This is a genomic window from Bacteroides sp. L008 (assembly GCF_040812255.1).
GTDB classification, from domain to species: Bacteria; Bacteroidota; Bacteroidia; order Bacteroidales; family Bacteroidaceae; genus Bacteroides; species Bacteroides vicugnae.
Genome location: NZ_JBFNXO010000001.1, coordinates 281,516 through 300,212, shown reverse-complemented (window position 1 = coordinate 300,212; position 18,697 = coordinate 281,516). Strand labels below are relative to the sequence as shown.

Sequence of the window (18,697 nt, the reverse complement as noted above, 5' to 3'; positions counted from 1 at the left end):
TTTACTCTATATGACGATAAACGTACATTCATACGAAAGTATGGGAACATTCGACGGGCCGGGCTTACGGCTCGTCGTTTTTCTTCAAGGTTGCAACTTCCGTTGCCTGTATTGCGCCAATCCCGACACGATAGCCGGAAAAGGAGGCACGCCTACCCCACCGGAAGAGATTGTCCGCATGGCAATGAGCCAGCGTCCTTTCTTCGGAAAGCGTGGAGGAGTTACTTTCTCCGGAGGAGAACCGACGTTTCAGGCAAAGGCACTCGTCCCACTGGTTCGTGAGCTGAAAGAGAAAGGAATTCATGTGTGCATAGACAGCAACGGCGGCATTTGGAACGAAGATGTAGAAGAGCTTTTCCGTCTGACCGATCTTGTATTGCTAGATATTAAAGAATTCAATCCTGCACGCCATCAGGCACTGACCGGAAGAAGCAACGAGCAAACCATCCGCACGGCAGCATGGTTGGAAGAAAACGAGAAACCTTTCTGGCTGCGTTATGTATTAGTGCCCGGCTACAGCGATTTCGAGGAAGACATCCGCCGTTTAGGAGAGGCTCTGGGAAAATATAAGATGGTGCAACGAGTGGAAATCCTGCCTTATCACACATTAGGCGTACATAAGTATGAAGCGATGGAGCAGGAATACAAGCTGAAAGACATAAAAGAAAATACCCCCGAACAACTTGAAAAAGCTGCGAAGGTATTTAAAGAGTACTTCGCTACGGTAGTAGTTAATTAGTTGAGAGTTGACAGTTGAGAGTTGGCTGCGCACTGTCACGCTGCATAGTTAATTCTCAAATCATTTCGGCTTTCACTTCGAAACAGGGACATTTTTTGATCCGTTCCCACGGGTCGATGATTCCGTTGTAATTGGTGCCCGGGCTCAAGTCCCGATGCCCCACTACTTTCGCTTCGGGATAACGCTACAACAATTCGTGTACCAAAGAGTGCAAAGCCTCTTTCTGGCAGGGAGTACGCGTGTCCACCGCCTTTCCGTTCTCATCCAGACCATCCTCATAGCACACTCCCAAACTAGTTGCATTATGGTAGATCAGCCGCCTATGTTTTACAAATCGCAAAAGAAGAGGAAAGTATCCGAAAAGAAAAAACAGGAAACAACACAAGGCAGTCACCCGGTGAGTGAAGAAACAGCACTCAACTATCATTCTTCGCACGCCGCGTTAATGGTGACTCTGAATTATTATCATAATAAATCCGAAAAATACGTCATCGGAAACCAGAACAATTACCTGCATCGTCTTGCTTGTACATACAACCGGCACGGCATCCCCGAAGAAGAAGCGACGGCATTTATCAAAAGCCAGTTTACCGACCTCCCTGCAAACGAAATGGATTCGTTGATTGCCAGTGCTTTTACATATACAGAAGAGTTCAACACGCGCAAGTTGAATACTACGCAAAAACGGATTCTGCAAATAGAACAACATATCAGCGAATTTTACGAAACCCGTTATAACGAATTACTTCACATCATGGAATATCGCCGAAAGGTTTCCGGCACGGAACAACCGGAGCCTTTTCACATCCTGGATGATATGGTGGAGAACAGTATTTGGGCGGAGATAAACGAACCAGGTTACACCTGCAACGTGAAAATGATTCAAAATTTAATTTACTCTGATTTCAGTGTAAGTTATCACCCCATCCGCGAGTATTTTGATTCATTGCCCGAATGGGACGGGACGGATTATATCCGTATTTTGGCCGATAGTGTCCGCACCAATCATCAGAACTTTTGGACAGAGTTTCTGGAGCGTTATCTGGTAGGTATGTGTGCTGCCGCCACCCAAGATGAAATCGTAAACCACACGGTGCTTTTACTATGCAGCGAGATACAGAATATCGGAAAAACAACATTTATCAATAATCTGCTGCCCCCCGAACTGCACGCTTATCTCTCTACCGGCCTTATCAACCCGAATAATAAAGATGATTTGGCAAAAATAGCGCAAGCAATGCTTATCAACCTCGACGAATTCGAGGGAATGAGCGGGCGCGACCTGAACACGTTAAAGGATTTGGTCACCCGTAAAGTGATTAGTATCCGTCTGCCGTATGCGCGCCGTTCGCAGAATTTCCCTCACACCGCTTCTTTTGCCGGAACGTGCAACTATCAGAAAGTACTGCACGATACCACAGGTAATCATCGTTTCCTGTGTTTTCATGCCGATTCTATCAAGTTCATCGAAATCAATTATACACAGTTGTATGCGCAGATAAAGTATCTGCTCCATAAGCCGGGCTATCAGTATTGGTTCACGCAAGAGGAAAATCAACGGATTGAGGCGAATAACGAGGATTTCGTATTCCATTCACCGGAAGAGGAATTGGTACTCACACACGTTCGCAAACCGGAACGGTTTGATAAGGTACTTTACCTCACTGTCAGTGAGATTGCCGAGTTAATTCGTGAACGTACCGGTTATCAATATTCCACCGGGTCGAAAATTCAGATTGGCAAAATAATGGCAAAGTATAATTTTGAGTTTAAAAGGGGAAGAAACGGGAGAAGATATGCCGTATATATCATTGATACGGAACAAGTAAAGTCAAACAGAACAGGCTATACGGATAAAAAGACAGAGTTAGCATAAAAGGGGCTGTCTAATAACGCCCTTTTAAAATCGTTCACCCGCATTACAAATGATTGTAGTGCGGGTGATTTTTTAGTTTTTAGGGCTTGTCAGACTCTTTTTATTTCTATAAATTCATCGAAAATTCGATTCTACAACCCAAAGCATTCATTATCCGATAGAAAGTAGATACCTTAGGTTCAGTCTGACCACTTTCCACTCTTGATATATAAGAGCGGTCAGAACCAATACGTCGGGCTAATTCAGCCTGGGTGATTTTAGCCTTCTTCCGTGCATCCTCAATGATCTGTCCGGTATAAAAAGCATAGGCCTTTTCTTCTGCTTCGGCACGTTCCGGAGTTCCTTCTGCTCCAAATTTTGCATCAAGAACTACATCATAATCTACTAGCTGATGATTGTTTATCTGCATAATACTCCTCCTTTATTTTTAATGCTCTTTCAATTTCAATATCCGGTGTCTTTGCAGTCTTTTTTTGAAAACCATTAAACAATACTACAATATTGCCATCATCAAAAATGAAAAATACTCGATATATATTACTATTATATTCAGTGCGGAGTTCAAAGATCCCCTCCCGAATAAATTTCACAAATTTGGCGGAGAGTCTTTCTTGTGTTTTCAACAAGAGTAATCCATACTGAATTTATCCTGTTCCTTTTCGGTTAAAGTCTCCATGAAAGCCTCAAAGTAACCTCCGTATGTACGGATCTTACGGTTCTTTTCCATACTGCAAATACACGAAATGTTGTTCAACTATACAACACAAGAGTCTCTTTTTTATCTATTTTTCATTCTATTTACTACAAAAGTGTGAGGGATGTGAAGGAGGATTTTCAACATTCGTATTTTTTTATTTGAATATATAGATAATAGAATTAAAGAATAGAAGAGTAAAAAGTTGTAATTTCTCCCTCACACTTTTTCATTTGTAAAAAAAAGACAGCAGGAAATCAGAAAAACACAACCGTCTTTTTCTAATTTCCCGCCACGTTTTTAAATCAACTCACTATTCTATTCAAGTTCGTCGAAATCTCCTTCACGATAATCTGTGAAGTCTCCGGTGTGTTCCTTCTTCTCATAAGACATCAGTGTTTCCACGCTAAGTGCCTTGCCCGTTTTCGGACTTATCACATCAATCAGAGTTGCCAAAGAGCGAATGGTTTGTTCACTATTAGAAGCCCCGTCATAAGTGAGACGACCGTGGTCAATGGCATTTAGAATAACAGAGATATACCGTTTTGGATTTCCCCGATATTCTATAATAGCAGGCGTCTGCGACTTTACTTCCCGAGCCAGTTGACCAATGATTCTTTTTTTTGGTCAAACAGGTTCATCAGTTGTTCACTATGCACATCTATTTGTGCATTTACTTCACGAAGTTCGTTTTTCAACGAACAAAATAATTCATCATTGAATGAATTTTCCATAAAACAGTCCTTTTAAAATTATTAAACAAAAAGCCATTCCGGTGAGAGGAACAATACCTCTCACCTAAAATGGCGACTAATACCTAGAAAACAAAGACTCTATTTCTAACCTAATGTACTCACATCTCTTTTGATTTTACATTCCAAACCAATAATGCAAAGAGTACCGACAGCAGAGCCGCACCAATCCAGAACCAATTGATGTATGTGAAATCATAAACATCGACTCCGTTCTGAACCGTCTTCTGACCCTCTATCAAAACACCACTCATCACATCCTGCAAACCGGCTCCAATATAACTGGCAATACCCACCACTCCCAATGCTGCGCCCGACGCATTGCGGGGAGCAATATCGACAGCCATCAGGCCACCCAGAAAACAAATGAGAACTCCGATTCCCAACCCGAAAAAGACCATGGCAAGTACATCTACCCAGAAGTGTACGCCCGGAACCAATAGGAACAGACAAAGAGCGGAAACATTCATCAATCCGAATATCAGTGCGGGGACATTACGGCTACCAGAAAAGAACCTGTCGGAAATGATACCGGAAAATACTGTACCGACAATTCCACAGATGGAACTGATAGATATGATGAGACTTGCATCCAATGTAGAGTATCCCTTTTGAGCTTCCAGATAGAAAACACCCCAACTGTTCACAGCATAACGACTGATATACATAAATGCGCTGGACAAAGCCAAAATCCAAATTGCAGGATTCTTCAAGACTGCTTTTTGAGCTTTGTTGAAATCTTCTGTCTGTTTGCCGGATGAAGAACGAGAGTCTGTGGAAGAAGAATTTTTGTCCAACAAGAATCCCTGACTCTGTGGCGTATCACGCATAAAGACAAGCATCATCAGGAATCCCAAGATACCAATTACTCCGGCTCCAATCATTCCATATCTCCATCCCATCCAACTGACCAGCAATGCTATGGAAATAAACGTCAATGCTTCGCCTAAATTATGGCTGGCAGACCAAAAGCCATAGAAAGTGCCTCGCTCCTTACTGCTATACCACCGGGTCAGCGAAACCACACCGGACGCTGCTCCCATTGACTGAAACCAGCCATTTAGCCCCCAAAGTATGACAAACGCATAAAATGAACTGGTGAAACCCAAACATAGGTTTATCAAAGCGGAACACAATAAACCGGTAGACATAAAACGCCGTACATTACTACGGTCGGCAAGAAATCCATTCGTCAGCTTACCCAATGCATACACGAAGAACAGGCAGGAGCCTATGATTCCCAATTGAGTTTCGGAGAATACTCCCTCCTCTACAATCGGCTTGCGCACCACGTTCATACTAAGACGGCAAACATAATAAATACCATATCCGGTAGTAGCCGACAAGAACGTTGCCCAACGGATACGCTTGAAGCGTGAAGAACGTTCGGAATCAGTCTCTCCTCCGGCTGCCGGAGGAGAGATTCTATAAAAATCCAATATTTTAAATGCCATAAACGGAATTTACATATTAATGAAATGCATCTGCCTTATGCTCATTACGTTTCTTACGGGCTTGCAAATATTCCAATAAATAGGCGGTACGATCGGTCTGAATGATGGTTGCGCCAAGTGTGTCTATCAAATATCCATAGCCTTCATCCGGGTTTTCCAACGATTTATCATCGTCATGCCCGCCTGCCATTGTATCCCAAAGGGTATTATACCAGATTTTACTTTTTCTTTCGAGTTTAGCTCGCACCTGTTTGGGGAGTCGGCAAGTATCCGATTCGAACAGTAGTTCAAAAGCTACAGGATGAAGTTCTTTCATAAAATCATCTATTTGCTGCATAGCTCCCGGTCTGTCCAAATGCACGATAGGCATATATATAATCCGGTCTAAATATTTACCCAAATCCTTCTTTACTTCCGTGACGGGTTTGGAGCCTTTCATAATGATCTGCCCGACGGTTCCGGTTTTCTCCAAGATGGGAAAAATCTCGTCAAATATCGGATATGCCTTATCCAAATTTACCATCACACGCCCTTTTGCCGTCAATAATGCCTCTTCCAATGTAGGCACATAGTGTTTGGTTTTCAATGCGGCGCCATTCTTCAGGCGGAGAGTCCGGATGGAGTCCAGTGTCCATTCGGCAATCTTGCCCTTTCCTGTTGTCGTTCTGTCCAACGTCTTATCATGCATAAGGATCAACTGTCCGTCTTTGGTTTTCTGAATGTCCAGTTCTACCACGTCGGCTCCCAACCGGATAGAGCTTTCAATCGCTGCCAGCGAATTTTCAGGTGCAAAACGCCAGTCCGCCCGGTGGGCTACGACAGTGATTTCCTTATTATCGGGATCCGTTATCTTTGCGTAAATTGCCTTTACCGGTTCATCAGCAAACAGGCAGAGAGGAAACAGCAGAACAATTGCTATGATTATATATTTCTTCATATTCATTCTTGTTATCTATAATCTTTGGATTTTAAATACTTGGCTACCAATTCGGCATAATCGGTTTGTACGATATTAATGCGTTTATTTATCATACCTACAAGACCCGAATAGTTCTCTGAAAGCATATTCGTATCATTCGCCCCTACAATATTGGAGAAAATAAGCCAGCCTTTAGATTTAATGTCTTCGGTCATTGCGCCCGAAAGAGCATCTGATGTAGATAGTTGCATCATCTGTACATTGTCCGTATAGGAAGAAGCAAAGTAAGTAATATCATCGGCCGCTTTTGCCATCGGATGCAGTAACAGACTGCCGTTTGCCGCTTTTAAATCATACGCATAATTGCGATTATTGGAAACATACAACAGCACTTCACTTTCCATGTCCAACTTTTTAAGTAATGACACCATTGTAGCTACGGCAACGTTTTTGTTGACAATATCCAAATTGAAATATACCTTTCCTTTCCCCTTTTTCAATGCATCCTCTAAAGTTGGAATCCGTTCTCCCGTCAGATTGCCTGCTGCATCTTTGAGATAGAACTGTTGTAGTTGCTGATAGGTATAATTTCCTACTGTACCGCTTCCGTTGGTGGTTCTGTCGATGGTATTATCGTGCATCAGTACCAATATCCCGTCCGATGTGGGGCGTGCATCCAGTTCGATCATCTCTACTCCGGCGTTGATGGCATATTCTATAGAAGGCAACGAATTCTCCGGTATGCCGTTGGCTATGCCCTTCTGCGTATTCGCCCGATGGGCACAAAGCCAGACTTTATACGAGCTGTCCTCAAATAATTTCTTTAAATCGGCCTTCAGATTGCCTGTGATGGGTAGTTGTCCTCCCGGATCACCACCCGGATTTTCACCCGAACCGCCCAACTGTGCACTGGAATGGCGGCTGTCTTTCCCTTTCATCGGCCATGCGGAAGCTGCACATCCGGTAATACCTTCATCTTCCAAAGCTACCAAAACACTCTTTGACGGATCTACGGTATTCGTGACACCAATATAAATAGTGCCGTCCGGACCGATTGTCGGTGAACTCCATATCTTTCCGATACCAGCTTCCCAGTTGTCCTTCAAAGGGGAATCACTTTCATTAATCAGTGCGGCCAGATCTTTTTTCAGGATTAGCTGTTCTTCCGATGCTTCGGGTTTAATGATATAATAATTACCGGATTGGGTTCCAAAATGAATATTCCCTACCTGATCGATTGCCGCGCATCCGCTGACATCTTCCGGCACACCGTAATGCCATTGGATGACTCCATTAGGAGATAAAGAAACAATTCCTCCCGTAGCTTCGCCCGGAGCACGTTTTACTGTTACAATGATGCTTCCGTCCAAACCTATCACAACGCCACCCTGATCCAGTGTTCCTACATTTCCCAACGGGGTACGCCATTTTTCGACTCCGTCGCTTCCCATAGCAAAAGCACTGCTTCCTATTCCCGCGAATGTGGCAATCCCATAAATTGTACCGGCTCCATCCACCGCTACGGAACCATTCATGTTTTCCGAAGGTTTGTCATTCCCCGAACTATATACCTGCCATGCCCACATCACATTACCGCCTGTATTCAAGGCAGATGCCGAAGCACCAAATAATCCATTCTTTCCACCTGACCAAATCAAAGTATTGTTCGCCAATGCAATTCCGGCAGCCACTCCGCCCGAAGGACCTCCCGAATTGTCCGCATTTGCCACATAACCCACTCTGTAGCCGGTGTTCTTATCAACGGCAAGCACCGAACCGGTAGAGCCGCCATTACCCATATAGATGTGGTTTTCTCCAATCGCACAGGTCAGGTAATTGATACGGGGCGTGGAAGCCTGTCCTTTATTCCAAAATCCTTTTTCGGCATCTCCGGCAACTACCCATTTTTTCGTTCCATCGGAATTAATGGCATATACACGACCTACTTTACCACTGGTATCGCCAGTCCCTACGTAGACAGTACCATCCGCGTCAATGCTTGGAGTTGTATGCGTATTGCCGGACGGAGAATCGCCGTCGGCGGAAGTCCACAAATCGAATTCCCAAAGCTGTTCGCCCGTCGTGGCAGAGAATTTACGTAAATAATGGTCGTTAGAAGTCATATACACATTATTATCATCACTGACTGCCGGAGCCGTGGAACGTATTTCTCCCAGTACATGGGCACCTACCCACTTCAGTTTCACATTCCCGACTTCGGGCAGAGGTTCTGCTTCAATCGTCAGCAATTTATGAGCCATTGCGTAATTTCCTTTGCCATCTTTTACATGCAAAGTCACTGTATAGGCACCATTCGTTTCATAAATTACTTTAGGGGCAATCTCGGTCGAAGTCTTTCCATCTCCTAAATCCCATTGGCAGGTATAGTTGCCTTCTCCGCCCATCGTTTGATTCGTGATACTGACTTCTTCGCCTACATAATAGGTCGTCTTGTCAAAAGCAAATTTTGCTGTCAGCGCATTTTCTTTCCAATCATCCGAACATGCCGAAAGTACCAGCAGGCAGATGAAAAATGTTGCAAATATCTTTATATTCTTCATACTCTGTTCTTTCTAAGATAATTAATAACCTGGATTTTGAGGATAGTTTTCTTCTCCCGCCAAGTCGCGTTCCGACTGGGGTACCGGATAGTACATCAAGTAGTTTCTGCCGTTCAAGGAAGTAAACAAGTCGAGTCGGTTGGTTCGTTTCAAATCATACCACCGTTGACCTTCCGCGTACAGTTCACGATGGCGCTCATCAAGTATTTGGTTCTGAAATTCAGTATCAGTCATGCTTGAGGGCAGTGAAACGGTGGCGTAACGTTTGTTCATAAACTCTTTCAGTGTAGACAGTCCGTTGGTAGCTCCCAGTGCTTCTGCTTTAATCAGATACATCTCTGCCACGCGGGTAACTACAATCGGGGTTTGTGACGGTTGTTCATTGGTGACAAACTGTCCGGTACTTCCATTCGGGAATTTGATAATGCGACTATTATCCGCACCAAACACGGCTTTTGCACGTATATCTTGTTTCTTGACGGTTGTATCATCGTAGAGATGCCCGTAACAGTCAGTAGAGGGAGAATAATCCCAAGTGGGGTCGATATCATTCACCGTTTGGTAGAATAGCAGCAGACTTGTGCTGCGCTTGTTGGCTAGCGCAAAGACCAGTTCTTTACTACTACTGTTGGAGACAAAGGCATTGGCATACTCGGTCGATGTAGCACTCAATGCAAAATTGGATTTGGTAATCACCTTGTCGGCATAAGCGGCTGCTTTTGTATAGTCTTTCAAAGACAGACATACTTTGGCATTCAGTGCGTCGCAAGCGCTAAGAGATACGTAAAAACGGTCTGCAAATTCAGGTAATAATCCTTCCGCTTTCTCCAAGTCTTCTTTTATAAAGCTCCATACTTCAGCTTCGGGAGAGATGGGTACAACGTCATAGGTACGTTTACGCAAGATAGGAGCTCCTCCCCAGCGAGTGGCTAAATGATAATAGATCAAGGCCCTGAAATAATATCCTGTACCGCCTGTCTGCTTCACTATCTGATTGCCCTTATTAGAGGATGCTTCGTATGTCTCGACCAGAAAGTTAACTTGCTTCAGAGTTGTAAAGCATTTTTGCCACTGGCTCAAAACTTCTTTGGAGCTGGGAGCCATCAACATCGGATCATTCAGGGAAAAACCGGGGCCTGCCTTGAAATTCTCGCCCTTTACGTCACCGTCCATATAGAACTTGAATATCAGTTCTTCCATTTCGGCGTACACTCCATTCAATAACTTTTCCAAATCGGATTCACTCAACATATCTTGAGGGATCTGATCTTTAGGCCGCATATCGTCCAGTATACCTGAACAAGCTGTCATCCAGAAAAGGCAAATGCTACACAGCAAATAGTTGATTATAGTATAGTATCGTTTCATACATCTATGTTTTTAAAAGTTTAGATTCAGACCAAAAATAAATGTTCTCAATACAGGTTGCAGACCGAAGTCAACGCCATAATTTGAATCGCCCGGACTACCGGAGAATGATGTTTCGGGGTCATAACCGGAATACTTGGTGAGAGTCAGCAAATTATCTGCCGAAACGTAGACTCTTAATGAGTTCACTCGGAGTTTCTTAACAACCGATTCCGGCAAGGTGTAGCCCAAAGTCACTGTTTTCAGTTTAAAGTAGGAAGCATCTTCCAGATAACGTGTTGAGGTCTGTACGTTGTAGTCATAATCATATCCGGAATGTACTCCGATTCGTACAGGACGAGGAATCGTGTTGCTTGTTCCTTCTCCGCGCCAGTATCCGTTGGCCACTTCTTTGCTTACATTAAAGTATTGTTCCACAGATTCGCCCCGGTCGCCTACTTTTACATTAGACAGTGCGAGCCCCAAATGGTCGGTACCTTCGGCCCCATTCACTCCTCGCCATGCCGACATCACTTTGCCGCCTACGGAGAATTGTCCGAACAGAGACAGGTCAAAACCTTTGTAGGAGAAGTTGGAAGTGATACCTCCGTAAAAGTCAGGGATGGCTTTTCCTACGTTCATCCGGTCGGCATCGGAAATGTCGCCGTCTTCGTTATAATCGAAATATTTCACGTCACCGGCACGTACGCCTTTAGCGTAAAGTTTTGCAGGCACTTCGTCGTCACGCTGGTAGATACCTTCCATCTTCAGCATATAAAATGTACTGATGGGCTGGCCGTTGATTAGAGCATGCATCGAACCGCCCAGAAGGTTACTTCCGCTACTGGGTACTATATACATATCATTTCCTTCGATCAGGGAAAGTAACTTGTTCTTTACGAAAGAGATGTTTCCTCCCAAATCCCATTTGAACTTTCCGGTAAGGATTTTGCCATTCAAAGCCAACTCGAGTCCTTTATTCTCCAATGAGCCGATATTGGATTGCAAAGTAGTATATCCGGTGGTTGCATTGACCGGTTTCTTGAACAGCAGGTCGGTGGTTTTCTGATAGAACATATCTACGTTCAGAGTCAGGCGGGATTGGAACATTTCTATATCAAATCCGATATTGAACTGGCTGGCTTTCTCCCAAGTCAAGGCACGGGCGTCTTGCGAAATCTGGAATCCGGCGGAACCATTGTAGGAAGCGCCACCCGCACTGATAAGTGATAGCGGAGCATAATTACTCACACCTGCCATACTTCCTGTCATACCCCAGCTCAATCTTAACTTGGCGTCATTGACATATTGATTTTTCGGAAAGAATCCTTCATTAGATGCCCGCCATGCAAAAGAAGCAGAAGGGAAATAACCGTATCTCTTGTTCTTCGCAAAACGGGAGGAACCGTCACTACGCAAAGAGGCGTTCAGTATATATTTGTTATCCCAGTTCAAGGCGATTCGTCCGAAATAGGATTCTAAAGCGTAAGAGGTATAGCTAATGTTTCCGGCATAAATATTGGGCCCTGCATTGATTAAATCAAAGTTTGAGGAAGGAAATGCACCGTTGGCGTAGTTGTCACTCTTTGCTCCGAATTGCTCATAAGTGTATTTCTCAAACGAGTGTCCCAGCATGATGGAATAGATCAGTTTGTTCCATTCATTGTTGTAAGAGAATATGTTGTCTATCACATAGCGGAAACTCTGGTCTTTTTGTTCGGCCAATGCTCCCCAACCGCTGCTGTTTTTGCGGGCGTCATGTTTGTCCGACAGTTTTTTAGAGGTGTTATCCAAAATGCCATATACGCTTACTGTCGGTGTGTATTTGAATCCTTTGAAGGGGGTAACGTCTATACTGAATACGCCGGATAGTTGGTATTTCTTTGCTACCCAGTCTTCTTCATTTATCAGCATTACGGGATTGTGACGCAGAATATCCGTTCCATTCACTTTGTAGGATGTTCCGTCTTCTTTGTAGGGTGAATACCAGGGTTGTTCTTCACGTGCTGTACGCAGCACTTTCAGACTGGTGCTCGTTTCTTCCAACAGGTCTGAACGGCTGACGGAACCAGCTAAGTTCATATTCAGTTTGAAGATGTTATTGATCTTATGAGTGAACTTTGCACGCATATTATATTGGTCATAACTACTTTTATTCAAATATCCTTCTTGAGTATTGGCTCCCAAAGAGGCGAAAAAAGTAGTCTTTTCGTTTCCACCGGAGATGCTGATGGAACCGGTACCTGTCTTTGAGTTTTTTCTTGATATTTCTTTCACCCAATTGGTTTCCTGAATTTGAGAAGGAGTATACAGTTGAAGGTTAGCTCCCATCTGTACATTGTAATTGTCGATAGCGGCTTGCATGGTGTTCATATATTCCGTCGAATTGGCCATTTCAATGTCACTGGCGAGATAGGCAAATCCGTAGCGACCGGACACTTCTATCTTTGTCTTGCCTTGCTGACCTGATTTGGTGGTTATCAATACGACTCCGGCATTGGCACGCGAGCCATAGATGGCAGCGGCGGAAGCGTCTTTCAAGACTTCCATGCTTTCAATGTCATTCGGATTCAGGTTGGGGTATTTTTCGCTCGGGATACCGTCAACAACATAAAGTGGCGAGCTTCCTCCACTGACGGAACCAATACCACGAACAGTCACATTGGGAGCTTCTCCCGGAGTGCCGGAAGCAGAGGATATATTCACACCTGCTACACGTCCTTGCAGCATTTTTATCGGGTTATAGTCATTACCCTGGTCTATATTTTCCATCTTTACTTTACTGATGGAAGTTGTCACCAGTTTTTGTGACTGAACTCCGTAGCCAACAACGACAACTTCATCAATCATTTTGCTGTCTTCCTGAAGTACGACTTTCACTAATGTCTGACCAGTGGTAGAAAGATCGACTGTCTTATACCCTATATAAGAGATTGTCAATATTCCTTTTTCCGGCACATCGGCCAATGTGAATTTTCCATCGAAATCTGTTATTGTCCCATGTGACTTGCCTTTGACCACAATGCTTGCACCGATAATAGGTTCCCCTTTTTCATCTACAACCGTACCTGTTATCTTTTTAGCAACTGACTTGTCCTCGGCTTTACGAATCAATACAATCACATTGTCTTGTTCTTTTTTGTATGTCAGATCCATTCTGCCTAAAAGTTGAGTCATTGTATGGTCAATCGTTGCGTTCTTCACATTCAGAGATACTTTCCGATCTAACTCGGGAAGACTTTCACTGTAGAAAAATTTGTAATTGCTTACTTGCTCAATCTTCTTTAAGGAGGCTCTTAAAGACAAATCTTTCAAATTAACCGTTATTTGAGAATAAGCGGCAAAAGAGATGCTTAGGAACAATAGCAGGCATACAGCCCGTAGCGTTCTCCAGTTCTTACTTCTCTCCCCATGGGTTTGAGGGAGATTTACAAGGTGTTTTCTGTTTTTCATATATCCAAACTTTTAAGTTGTTTGATAGGTATACAGACTGCTATATCCTCCCGTCCAAGCGCCTATCAAGCTTTAACTCTTATTAACCAAATCAATCCAGAGAATAAAAAAGCCATTCCTTAGAAGTGAAATTCCGAAATGGCTTTTATTATTATTTGAGATAATACTTATCTATGTTATTTCTCCTTTAAAACAATCACCGAACCATCCATCTCATAATAGAAAGGAGAAGTTAGCATCAGAATATTCAAAGCATTCTGTATACCGCCACCCGGAATAGTTCCCGTGAAATATTCTTTAGGTAATTTGCCGGAATCGAAACGAATCTCTACATCATAAATACGTGAAAGTGTCTTCATTATATTTTCCAAAGATTCTTTCTCGAAATAGATGTTTCCTTTCGTCCATTCGATGTAATCATCCGGGTGCACCCGGGCGGTCGTTATCCTATGGGTGGTCTTGTTATATTCTATTTTATCGCCAGGCTTCATGATGTGCGAGATTTCTTGTGCATAGATGCCGACTTTTCCTTCCAACAGAACGACTGTCACGTCTTTAGCGTCTTCATAGGCGGATACATTGAAGGAAGTACCAAGTACTTTCACTTCCAAATCGCCAATTTGTACGACAAAGGGATGTTTCTCATCATGGGCTACTTTAAAATAGGCTTCACCATTCAGTTGCACGCGGCGAACTTTTTCTCCGAAATTATTCAGATAACTTAATTGGGAAGCTGAATTGAGTACAACATTTGTTCCGTCCGGTAGCTCAATGGTTGCTTTATCTCCTTTGGCTGCTTTCACAATAAAGGGTGTTTCTGCCGTTGGAGAAGAATCTAAAAGATAATAGGTGAAAAAAGCGACACAGACAGGCAATAAAATGGCAGCAACCCATTTCCAAGGAATGATACGGAGGGTTCGCACTTTCTTGTTTTTCAGAGATTCATCTTTCTCTTGAATTTGTTCTAGTCTTTGAATTCCTTCTTTTTCCCCACCTTCTTCTTGACCTAAAGTCTCTTCTTTGATCCGGGCAAAAAGCTTATCACGCAACACGGGGTTCATGGAAGAATCCGATCTCTCAAACTCTTGTTCCCACCAGTCATGCAACTGACGGTCATTCTTTATCCAATCTGACAGTTCTTTTATCTCGACATCCGTGATCGTTTCTTCGAAATATTTTTCAATTAGCTCTTTATAATGTGTCTTATCCATCTTTCCACTTATTTACAAGTATACATTTTCATCCTACTTCCCATCCAAAAACAAGTATTACTATTACATTTCATTAACAAAAAAGGCCAACAAAAGGGTAATTACCTTATCATAATGCTTCATCAACTGTTCACGCATAAATTTCACAGCCAAAGATAATTGGGTAGCAACCGTACTTTCGGAAATTCCCATGATTTCGGCTATCTCTTTATTTGTGTAATTCTGTCTTTTACTCAAAATGAATATTTTCTTCCGTTGCGCAGGCAGTTCTTCGGCAAGAGAATCGATATACTCATTCAAAAAGCGCAGATCAATATTCTCTTCTGTCTGTGAATCACGGTCTACGCTACTTTTCATCAGATATTCATTGTAAACATACTCTATGGTCTGGCGCTGGTACATATTCATCAATAAGTTTTTGGCAATCGTGCAGAGAAAAGAGATAAACGAGGAAGCCGGATCTACTTTTTCACGCACTTCCCATATACGAATGAAAGTAGATTGCACCACTTCTTCGGCCATATATTGATTGCCGGAAGAGAGTCGCATAATGAAATTGTACAGTTTGCCACTATACATAGTATACAATCTTTCGAATGCTTGAAAGGAACCGCCTTTTAAGTCGATTAATAAATGTTTTTCATCTGTAGAATCTACCATATCTTAGAATTTTGCAACAAAGGTATGCAGCCATAGGTCATAAACAGGTGACAATATTATTAATATTTTCTCAATTATCCGACTTTTCTGAAGAAAAAGATAGTAAATAGCAAATAGTAACGCCATCCGGTCAGGATAATGACGCTATCCAATCGGGATAGTGACGGTATCCGAACCGGATGGCGTTACTATATTTAGTGAGGTAATTCGTACTAATAAGTCAGACGAACACCTGCTTGTATATTGAAGTTGAACGGATTCTCTTTACGTATAGTTTGTATGTCGGAGCCATCATTGAAATAATAAGCAACACCCGGTTCCACGTAGATACCCAAACGCTTCGTTGCATTGATCTGTGCACCTACACCACCGGATACCGAGAACTGCAAAGGCTTCACTGTTTCTTTTTCAGAGCCAAGCTTTCCATAAACGCATTTCTCAACCATACCTCCGCCGGAGACATAAAGAGTGACAAGTTTCTTATCCAGGAAGTTCCAGTTGGCACGCAACGGAATACCGATATAATGTAGTTTCTGCTCTATCTGTTGTTCTTCACCTGCCAGTTTTGCATCCGAAGAAAGCAGCGTATAAGTCAGTCCTGTCTCAAGAGAGAATCCCTTAGCTAAACCTTTACGAACGGACAATCCGAAAGAAATAGGTTGATGATGTTTAATATCAACCACCTGTTTTGCCTGACGCAGGTAAGGTACTCCATCTTCAAAAACCAACGTCTGGTCATTAGGAATTGTCTCCATCAAACCGTTGGAAACAGAAAACATACTCACACGGGACATATAGGCATGAGATCCGGCACCTACTTCTGTCGAAGCACCTCCTGAATTTCCTACCGAAAGTCCCATTGACCATGTTCCCTTTTGAGAAGATCTTTTTTCTGTCGGAATATGAAGTTTGTCTTTACCGGAGGGGCGGCGCGGTCTGTTATTCAATCGCTCTGCATCTTGTGACTGTCCCTGACTGACATTTGTATTTTCTACCTGCTTCGGTTCATCTTCTACATTTTCAGTCTCTCCTTTCCCTTTTACATTCTTATCCTCCTCACTCAAAGAGTCCTCTCCATTTCCTGTTGAAGGTTTATTTTCATTACCGATCCCTAATGGATCTACACCTGTTTTCTGCTCCGTATGATTCCTGTTGACTTTCGCCAAACGGTCTACGCGAGCTACCGGCCGTAAGACAGGTTCCACAGCAGTTCCCTGCATATCCGGTTGTTGCACACCCGGCAATACATCGGGCGTGGAAGCCAATGCAGGAGTTTGTATATGACGTATTTCATCCGCAGCAGGTGTCCCTAGAAAATACAGACTTACTGACGAAACGACAGCTAATATTATAACAGCTGCAGCAGCCATCATCCATTTTCGATAAGGATATATTTTCTTCTCCACAGGAGGCATAAGTTCTTTCTCCAGTTGTTCCCAACCGGAAGCAGGCGTCGGCTCGGAATAATCCGCGAGCTTCTCCTTCAACTTATTCATCCACAATTCTTTCTCTTCCATCTCTATCTATCCATTATGCGTTATCCATTCTTTTACTCTTTTTGCTAATACACTCTTCGCACGAAACAGTTGCGAAGCCGAAGATTTTTCATTGATACCTAATACTTGTGCGATTTCTTTATGCGATTTGTCTTCAAATGTATAAAGGTTGAACACGGTACGATACCCGGCGGGTAATTCTTCAATAAACTGCATCAGTACTTTTTGTGGAATCGCTTCCACATCGGAAGCATCCGGCTCTTCATACTCTTCGGGCAACTCTTCCAAAGGTGCCGACTGATTGATTACATCATTCTTCCGAAGATACTGCAAAGCAGTGTTGACCATCACCCGCTCCATCCAGGCCCGCAAGGAACCCTCACCCCTCCAGGTGAACTTATCGAACGAATCGAATATCTTTAAAAAACCGTCGTGAAGCAGATCCTGGGCTGTATCCCGGTCGCCGGTATAACGTAGACAGATGCCAAGCATACGCCCCGCATACTGTTCATACAGTTCCTTGCGGGCCCGGTTATTACCCAGCCTACATTGTTCCGACAACTCTATTTCTTCCATTCTCTTATACACGTGTTTACCTTATAAATGCAGCAAAGATAGAAATACTGCACAGAGAGAACAACTCTTTTATCACTTTTGTTTCTTTAACAGATCCGAATGCAATATTCTCTATCCCCTTGCATTTTTACTACAGAAAACATAAATATTATAAAATCTAAAACCTAGTAAGTATATGAAGAAATTTAAATTCATTGCCTTTATCTTTGCTATTATGACTACCATGCCGATTCTCCAGTCATGCTTGGACGACGATGACAGTTCGTCCGATCTTCTGGTTATCAGCACCATTAATATGATTAGCCAGGATAGCAAGGAATTTTATTTCACTTTGGATAATGGAAAAAAGATGTATCCCAGCAATTCACAAGGATGGAGCAATAAAGATTGGGTGGAGGGACAACGAGCTTTTGTGATATTCAATGAGCTGGAAGAGCCTGTAAATGGATACGACCTTAATATTCAGGTGAAAGGTATCAATCCAATCTTAACCAAAGACATCGTCACAATGGGTGAAGATGACAACGACGAAGAGAAAATCGGAGATGATAAGATCAACACGACTTATATGTGGATCAATAAGGATAATAAATATCTGACGATTGAATTCCAATATTACGGAACACATAGTGAAGATAAAAAACATTTCCTGAATCTGGTGATTAACGACAAAGAAGAGACAGTTCCCACTGCTGACGAAGACAATGCAGAGGACGAATATATTAATCTGGAATTCCGTCATAACAGTGAAGGAGATTATCCTCAACGTTTGGGTGAAGGATATGTGTCTTTCAAACTGGATAAAATAAAAGAGCGGATGGAAGGAAAAAAGGGATTGAGAATTCGTGTTAACACCTTATATAGTGGGGTGAAAACTTATGAAGTAAAATTTCCTTAGATTACTAATCTAATATGAACATGCGAAACACACTCTTTTTTAATATAATATATTAATTACG

At 42.8% G+C, this 18,697-nt stretch carries 14 protein-coding genes and 3 pseudogenes; 3 read left to right on the top strand and 14 right to left on the bottom strand.

The features are described 5' to 3' along the window. Positions 1 to 10: 10 nt before the first annotated feature. Positions 11 to 739, top strand: a complete 729-nt coding sequence (pflA, locus tag AB3G73_RS01220) for a pyruvate formate-lyase-activating protein (protein ID WP_367741910.1) — start codon at positions 11 to 13, stop codon at positions 737 to 739. A 55-nt stretch (positions 740 to 794) separates the two neighbouring features. Here the strand turns inward: pflA and AB3G73_RS01215 are convergent. Beyond that, positions 795 to 1,043, bottom strand: a pseudogene (locus tag AB3G73_RS01215) (N-acetylmuramoyl-L-alanine amidase); the annotation flags it as partial. Between AB3G73_RS01215 and AB3G73_RS01210 the strand changes: the two are divergent. Further along, a pseudogene (locus AB3G73_RS01210) lies at positions 1,035 to 2,615 on the top strand (VapE domain-containing protein); the annotation flags it as partial. The pseudogenes AB3G73_RS01215 and AB3G73_RS01210 sit on opposite strands and share 9 nt — an antisense overlap. Positions 2,616 to 2,721: 106 nt before the next feature. Here the strand turns inward: AB3G73_RS01210 and AB3G73_RS01205 are convergent. From AB3G73_RS01205 to AB3G73_RS01145, 13 genes and pseudogenes are all read right to left on the bottom strand, one after another. After that, positions 2,722 to 3,024: a helix-turn-helix transcriptional regulator gene (locus AB3G73_RS01205; RefSeq protein ID WP_258980032.1), complete on the bottom strand. Its 303-nt coding sequence runs from the start codon at positions 3,022 to 3,024 to the stop codon at positions 2,722 to 2,724. Beyond that, a pseudogene (locus tag AB3G73_RS01200) lies at positions 2,990 to 3,342 on the bottom strand (type II toxin-antitoxin system RelE/ParE family toxin). The gene AB3G73_RS01205 and the pseudogene AB3G73_RS01200 overlap by 35 nt, the downstream one beginning before the upstream one ends. A 285-nt stretch (positions 3,343 to 3,627) precedes the next feature. Then, positions 3,628 to 3,912: a hypothetical protein gene (locus tag AB3G73_RS01195; RefSeq protein WP_367745407.1), complete on the bottom strand. Its 285-nt coding sequence runs from the start codon at positions 3,910 to 3,912 to the stop codon at positions 3,628 to 3,630. After that, complete coding sequence (locus AB3G73_RS01190; RefSeq protein WP_258980027.1) at positions 3,897 to 4,043, bottom strand: hypothetical protein; 147 nt, start codon at positions 4,041 to 4,043, stop codon at positions 3,897 to 3,899. Before AB3G73_RS01190 ends, AB3G73_RS01195 begins: the two co-directional genes overlap by 16 nt. A gap of 119 nt (positions 4,044 to 4,162) precedes the next feature. After that, positions 4,163 to 5,515, bottom strand: a complete 1,353-nt coding sequence (locus AB3G73_RS01185) for an MFS transporter (protein ID WP_258980026.1) — start codon at positions 5,513 to 5,515, stop codon at positions 4,163 to 4,165. Between the two features lie 16 nt (positions 5,516 to 5,531). Then, on the bottom strand, positions 5,532 to 6,452 hold the full coding sequence (locus AB3G73_RS01180; RefSeq protein WP_258980024.1) for a glycerophosphodiester phosphodiesterase family protein: 921 nt from the start codon (positions 6,450 to 6,452) through the stop codon (positions 5,532 to 5,534). Between the two features lie 11 nt (positions 6,453 to 6,463). Further along, positions 6,464 to 8,995, bottom strand: coding sequence for a glycerophosphodiester phosphodiesterase family protein (locus AB3G73_RS01175; protein WP_298044303.1), 2,532 nt, complete (start codon positions 8,993 to 8,995; stop codon positions 6,464 to 6,466). A gap of 21 nt (positions 8,996 to 9,016) precedes the next feature. After that, a complete protein-coding gene (locus AB3G73_RS01170; RefSeq protein WP_298044304.1) occupies positions 9,017 to 10,363 on the bottom strand; it encodes a RagB/SusD family nutrient uptake outer membrane protein in 1,347 nt (448 codons plus the stop codon). A gap of 12 nt (positions 10,364 to 10,375) precedes the next feature. Beyond that, the gene (locus tag AB3G73_RS01165) at positions 10,376 to 13,795 is read right to left on the bottom strand and encodes a SusC/RagA family TonB-linked outer membrane protein (protein WP_367741905.1); all 3,420 of its coding nucleotides are present in this window, start codon (positions 13,793 to 13,795) and stop codon (positions 10,376 to 10,378) included. 176 nt (positions 13,796 to 13,971) lie between these two features. Then, the gene (locus AB3G73_RS01160; RefSeq protein ID WP_367741903.1) at positions 13,972 to 15,006 is read right to left on the bottom strand and encodes a FecR family protein; all 1,035 of its coding nucleotides are present in this window, start codon (positions 15,004 to 15,006) and stop codon (positions 13,972 to 13,974) included. A 63-nt stretch (positions 15,007 to 15,069) separates the two neighbouring features. Beyond that, positions 15,070 to 15,666 (bottom strand): RNA polymerase sigma-70 factor, encoded by a 597-nt coding sequence (locus tag AB3G73_RS01155; protein ID WP_367741901.1) that lies wholly within the window; start codon positions 15,664 to 15,666, stop codon positions 15,070 to 15,072. A 212-nt stretch (positions 15,667 to 15,878) separates the two neighbouring features. Beyond that, positions 15,879 to 17,183: an outer membrane beta-barrel protein gene (locus tag AB3G73_RS01150; protein WP_298044309.1), complete on the bottom strand. Its 1,305-nt coding sequence runs from the start codon at positions 17,181 to 17,183 to the stop codon at positions 15,879 to 15,881. Between the two features lie 6 nt (positions 17,184 to 17,189). Then, complete coding sequence (locus tag AB3G73_RS01145; RefSeq protein ID WP_148365982.1) at positions 17,190 to 17,738, bottom strand: RNA polymerase sigma factor; 549 nt, start codon at positions 17,736 to 17,738, stop codon at positions 17,190 to 17,192. Between the two features lie 175 nt (positions 17,739 to 17,913). On the opposite strand from AB3G73_RS01145, the gene AB3G73_RS01140 reads away from it, so the two are divergent. Next, positions 17,914 to 18,636 (top strand): NigD-like protein, encoded by a 723-nt coding sequence (locus AB3G73_RS01140; protein ID WP_195649879.1) that lies wholly within the window; start codon positions 17,914 to 17,916, stop codon positions 18,634 to 18,636. Positions 18,637 to 18,697 lie beyond the last annotated feature (61 nt).

Bases quoted from the DNA above. Each gene is read 5' to 3' on its own strand.
- AB3G73_RS01205 (WP_258980032.1), bottom strand. From the start codon at position 3,024: ATGCAGATAAACAATCATCAGCTAGTAGATTATGATGTAGTTCTTGAT.
- AB3G73_RS01165 (WP_367741905.1), bottom strand. From the start codon at position 13,795: ATGAAAAACAGAAAACACCTTGTAAATCTCCCTCAAACCCATGGGGAG.
- AB3G73_RS01190 (WP_258980027.1), bottom strand. From the start codon at position 4,043: ATGGAAAATTCATTCAATGATGAATTATTTTGTTCGTTGAAAAACGAA.
- AB3G73_RS01150 (WP_298044309.1), bottom strand. From the start codon at position 17,183: ATGGAAGAGAAAGAATTGTGGATGAATAAGTTGAAGGAGAAGCTCGCG.
- AB3G73_RS01155 (WP_367741901.1), bottom strand. From the start codon at position 15,666: ATGGTAGATTCTACAGATGAAAAACATTTATTAATCGACTTAAAAGGC.
- AB3G73_RS01175 (WP_298044303.1), bottom strand. From the start codon at position 8,995: ATGAAGAATATAAAGATATTTGCAACATTTTTCATCTGCCTGCTGGTA.
- AB3G73_RS01140 (WP_195649879.1), top strand. From the start codon at position 17,914: ATGAAGAAATTTAAATTCATTGCCTTTATCTTTGCTATTATGACTACC.
- AB3G73_RS01180 (WP_258980024.1), bottom strand. From the start codon at position 6,452: ATGAAGAAATATATAATCATAGCAATTGTTCTGCTGTTTCCTCTCTGC.
- AB3G73_RS01160 (WP_367741903.1), bottom strand. From the start codon at position 15,006: ATGGATAAGACACATTATAAAGAGCTAATTGAAAAATATTTCGAAGAA.
- AB3G73_RS01170 (WP_298044304.1), bottom strand. From the start codon at position 10,363: ATGAAACGATACTATACTATAATCAACTATTTGCTGTGTAGCATTTGC.
- AB3G73_RS01145 (WP_148365982.1), bottom strand. From the start codon at position 17,738: ATGGAAGAAATAGAGTTGTCGGAACAATGTAGGCTGGGTAATAACCGG.
- pflA (WP_367741910.1), top strand. From the start codon at position 11: ATGACGATAAACGTACATTCATACGAAAGTATGGGAACATTCGACGGG.
- AB3G73_RS01185 (WP_258980026.1), bottom strand. From the start codon at position 5,515: ATGGCATTTAAAATATTGGATTTTTATAGAATCTCTCCTCCGGCAGCC.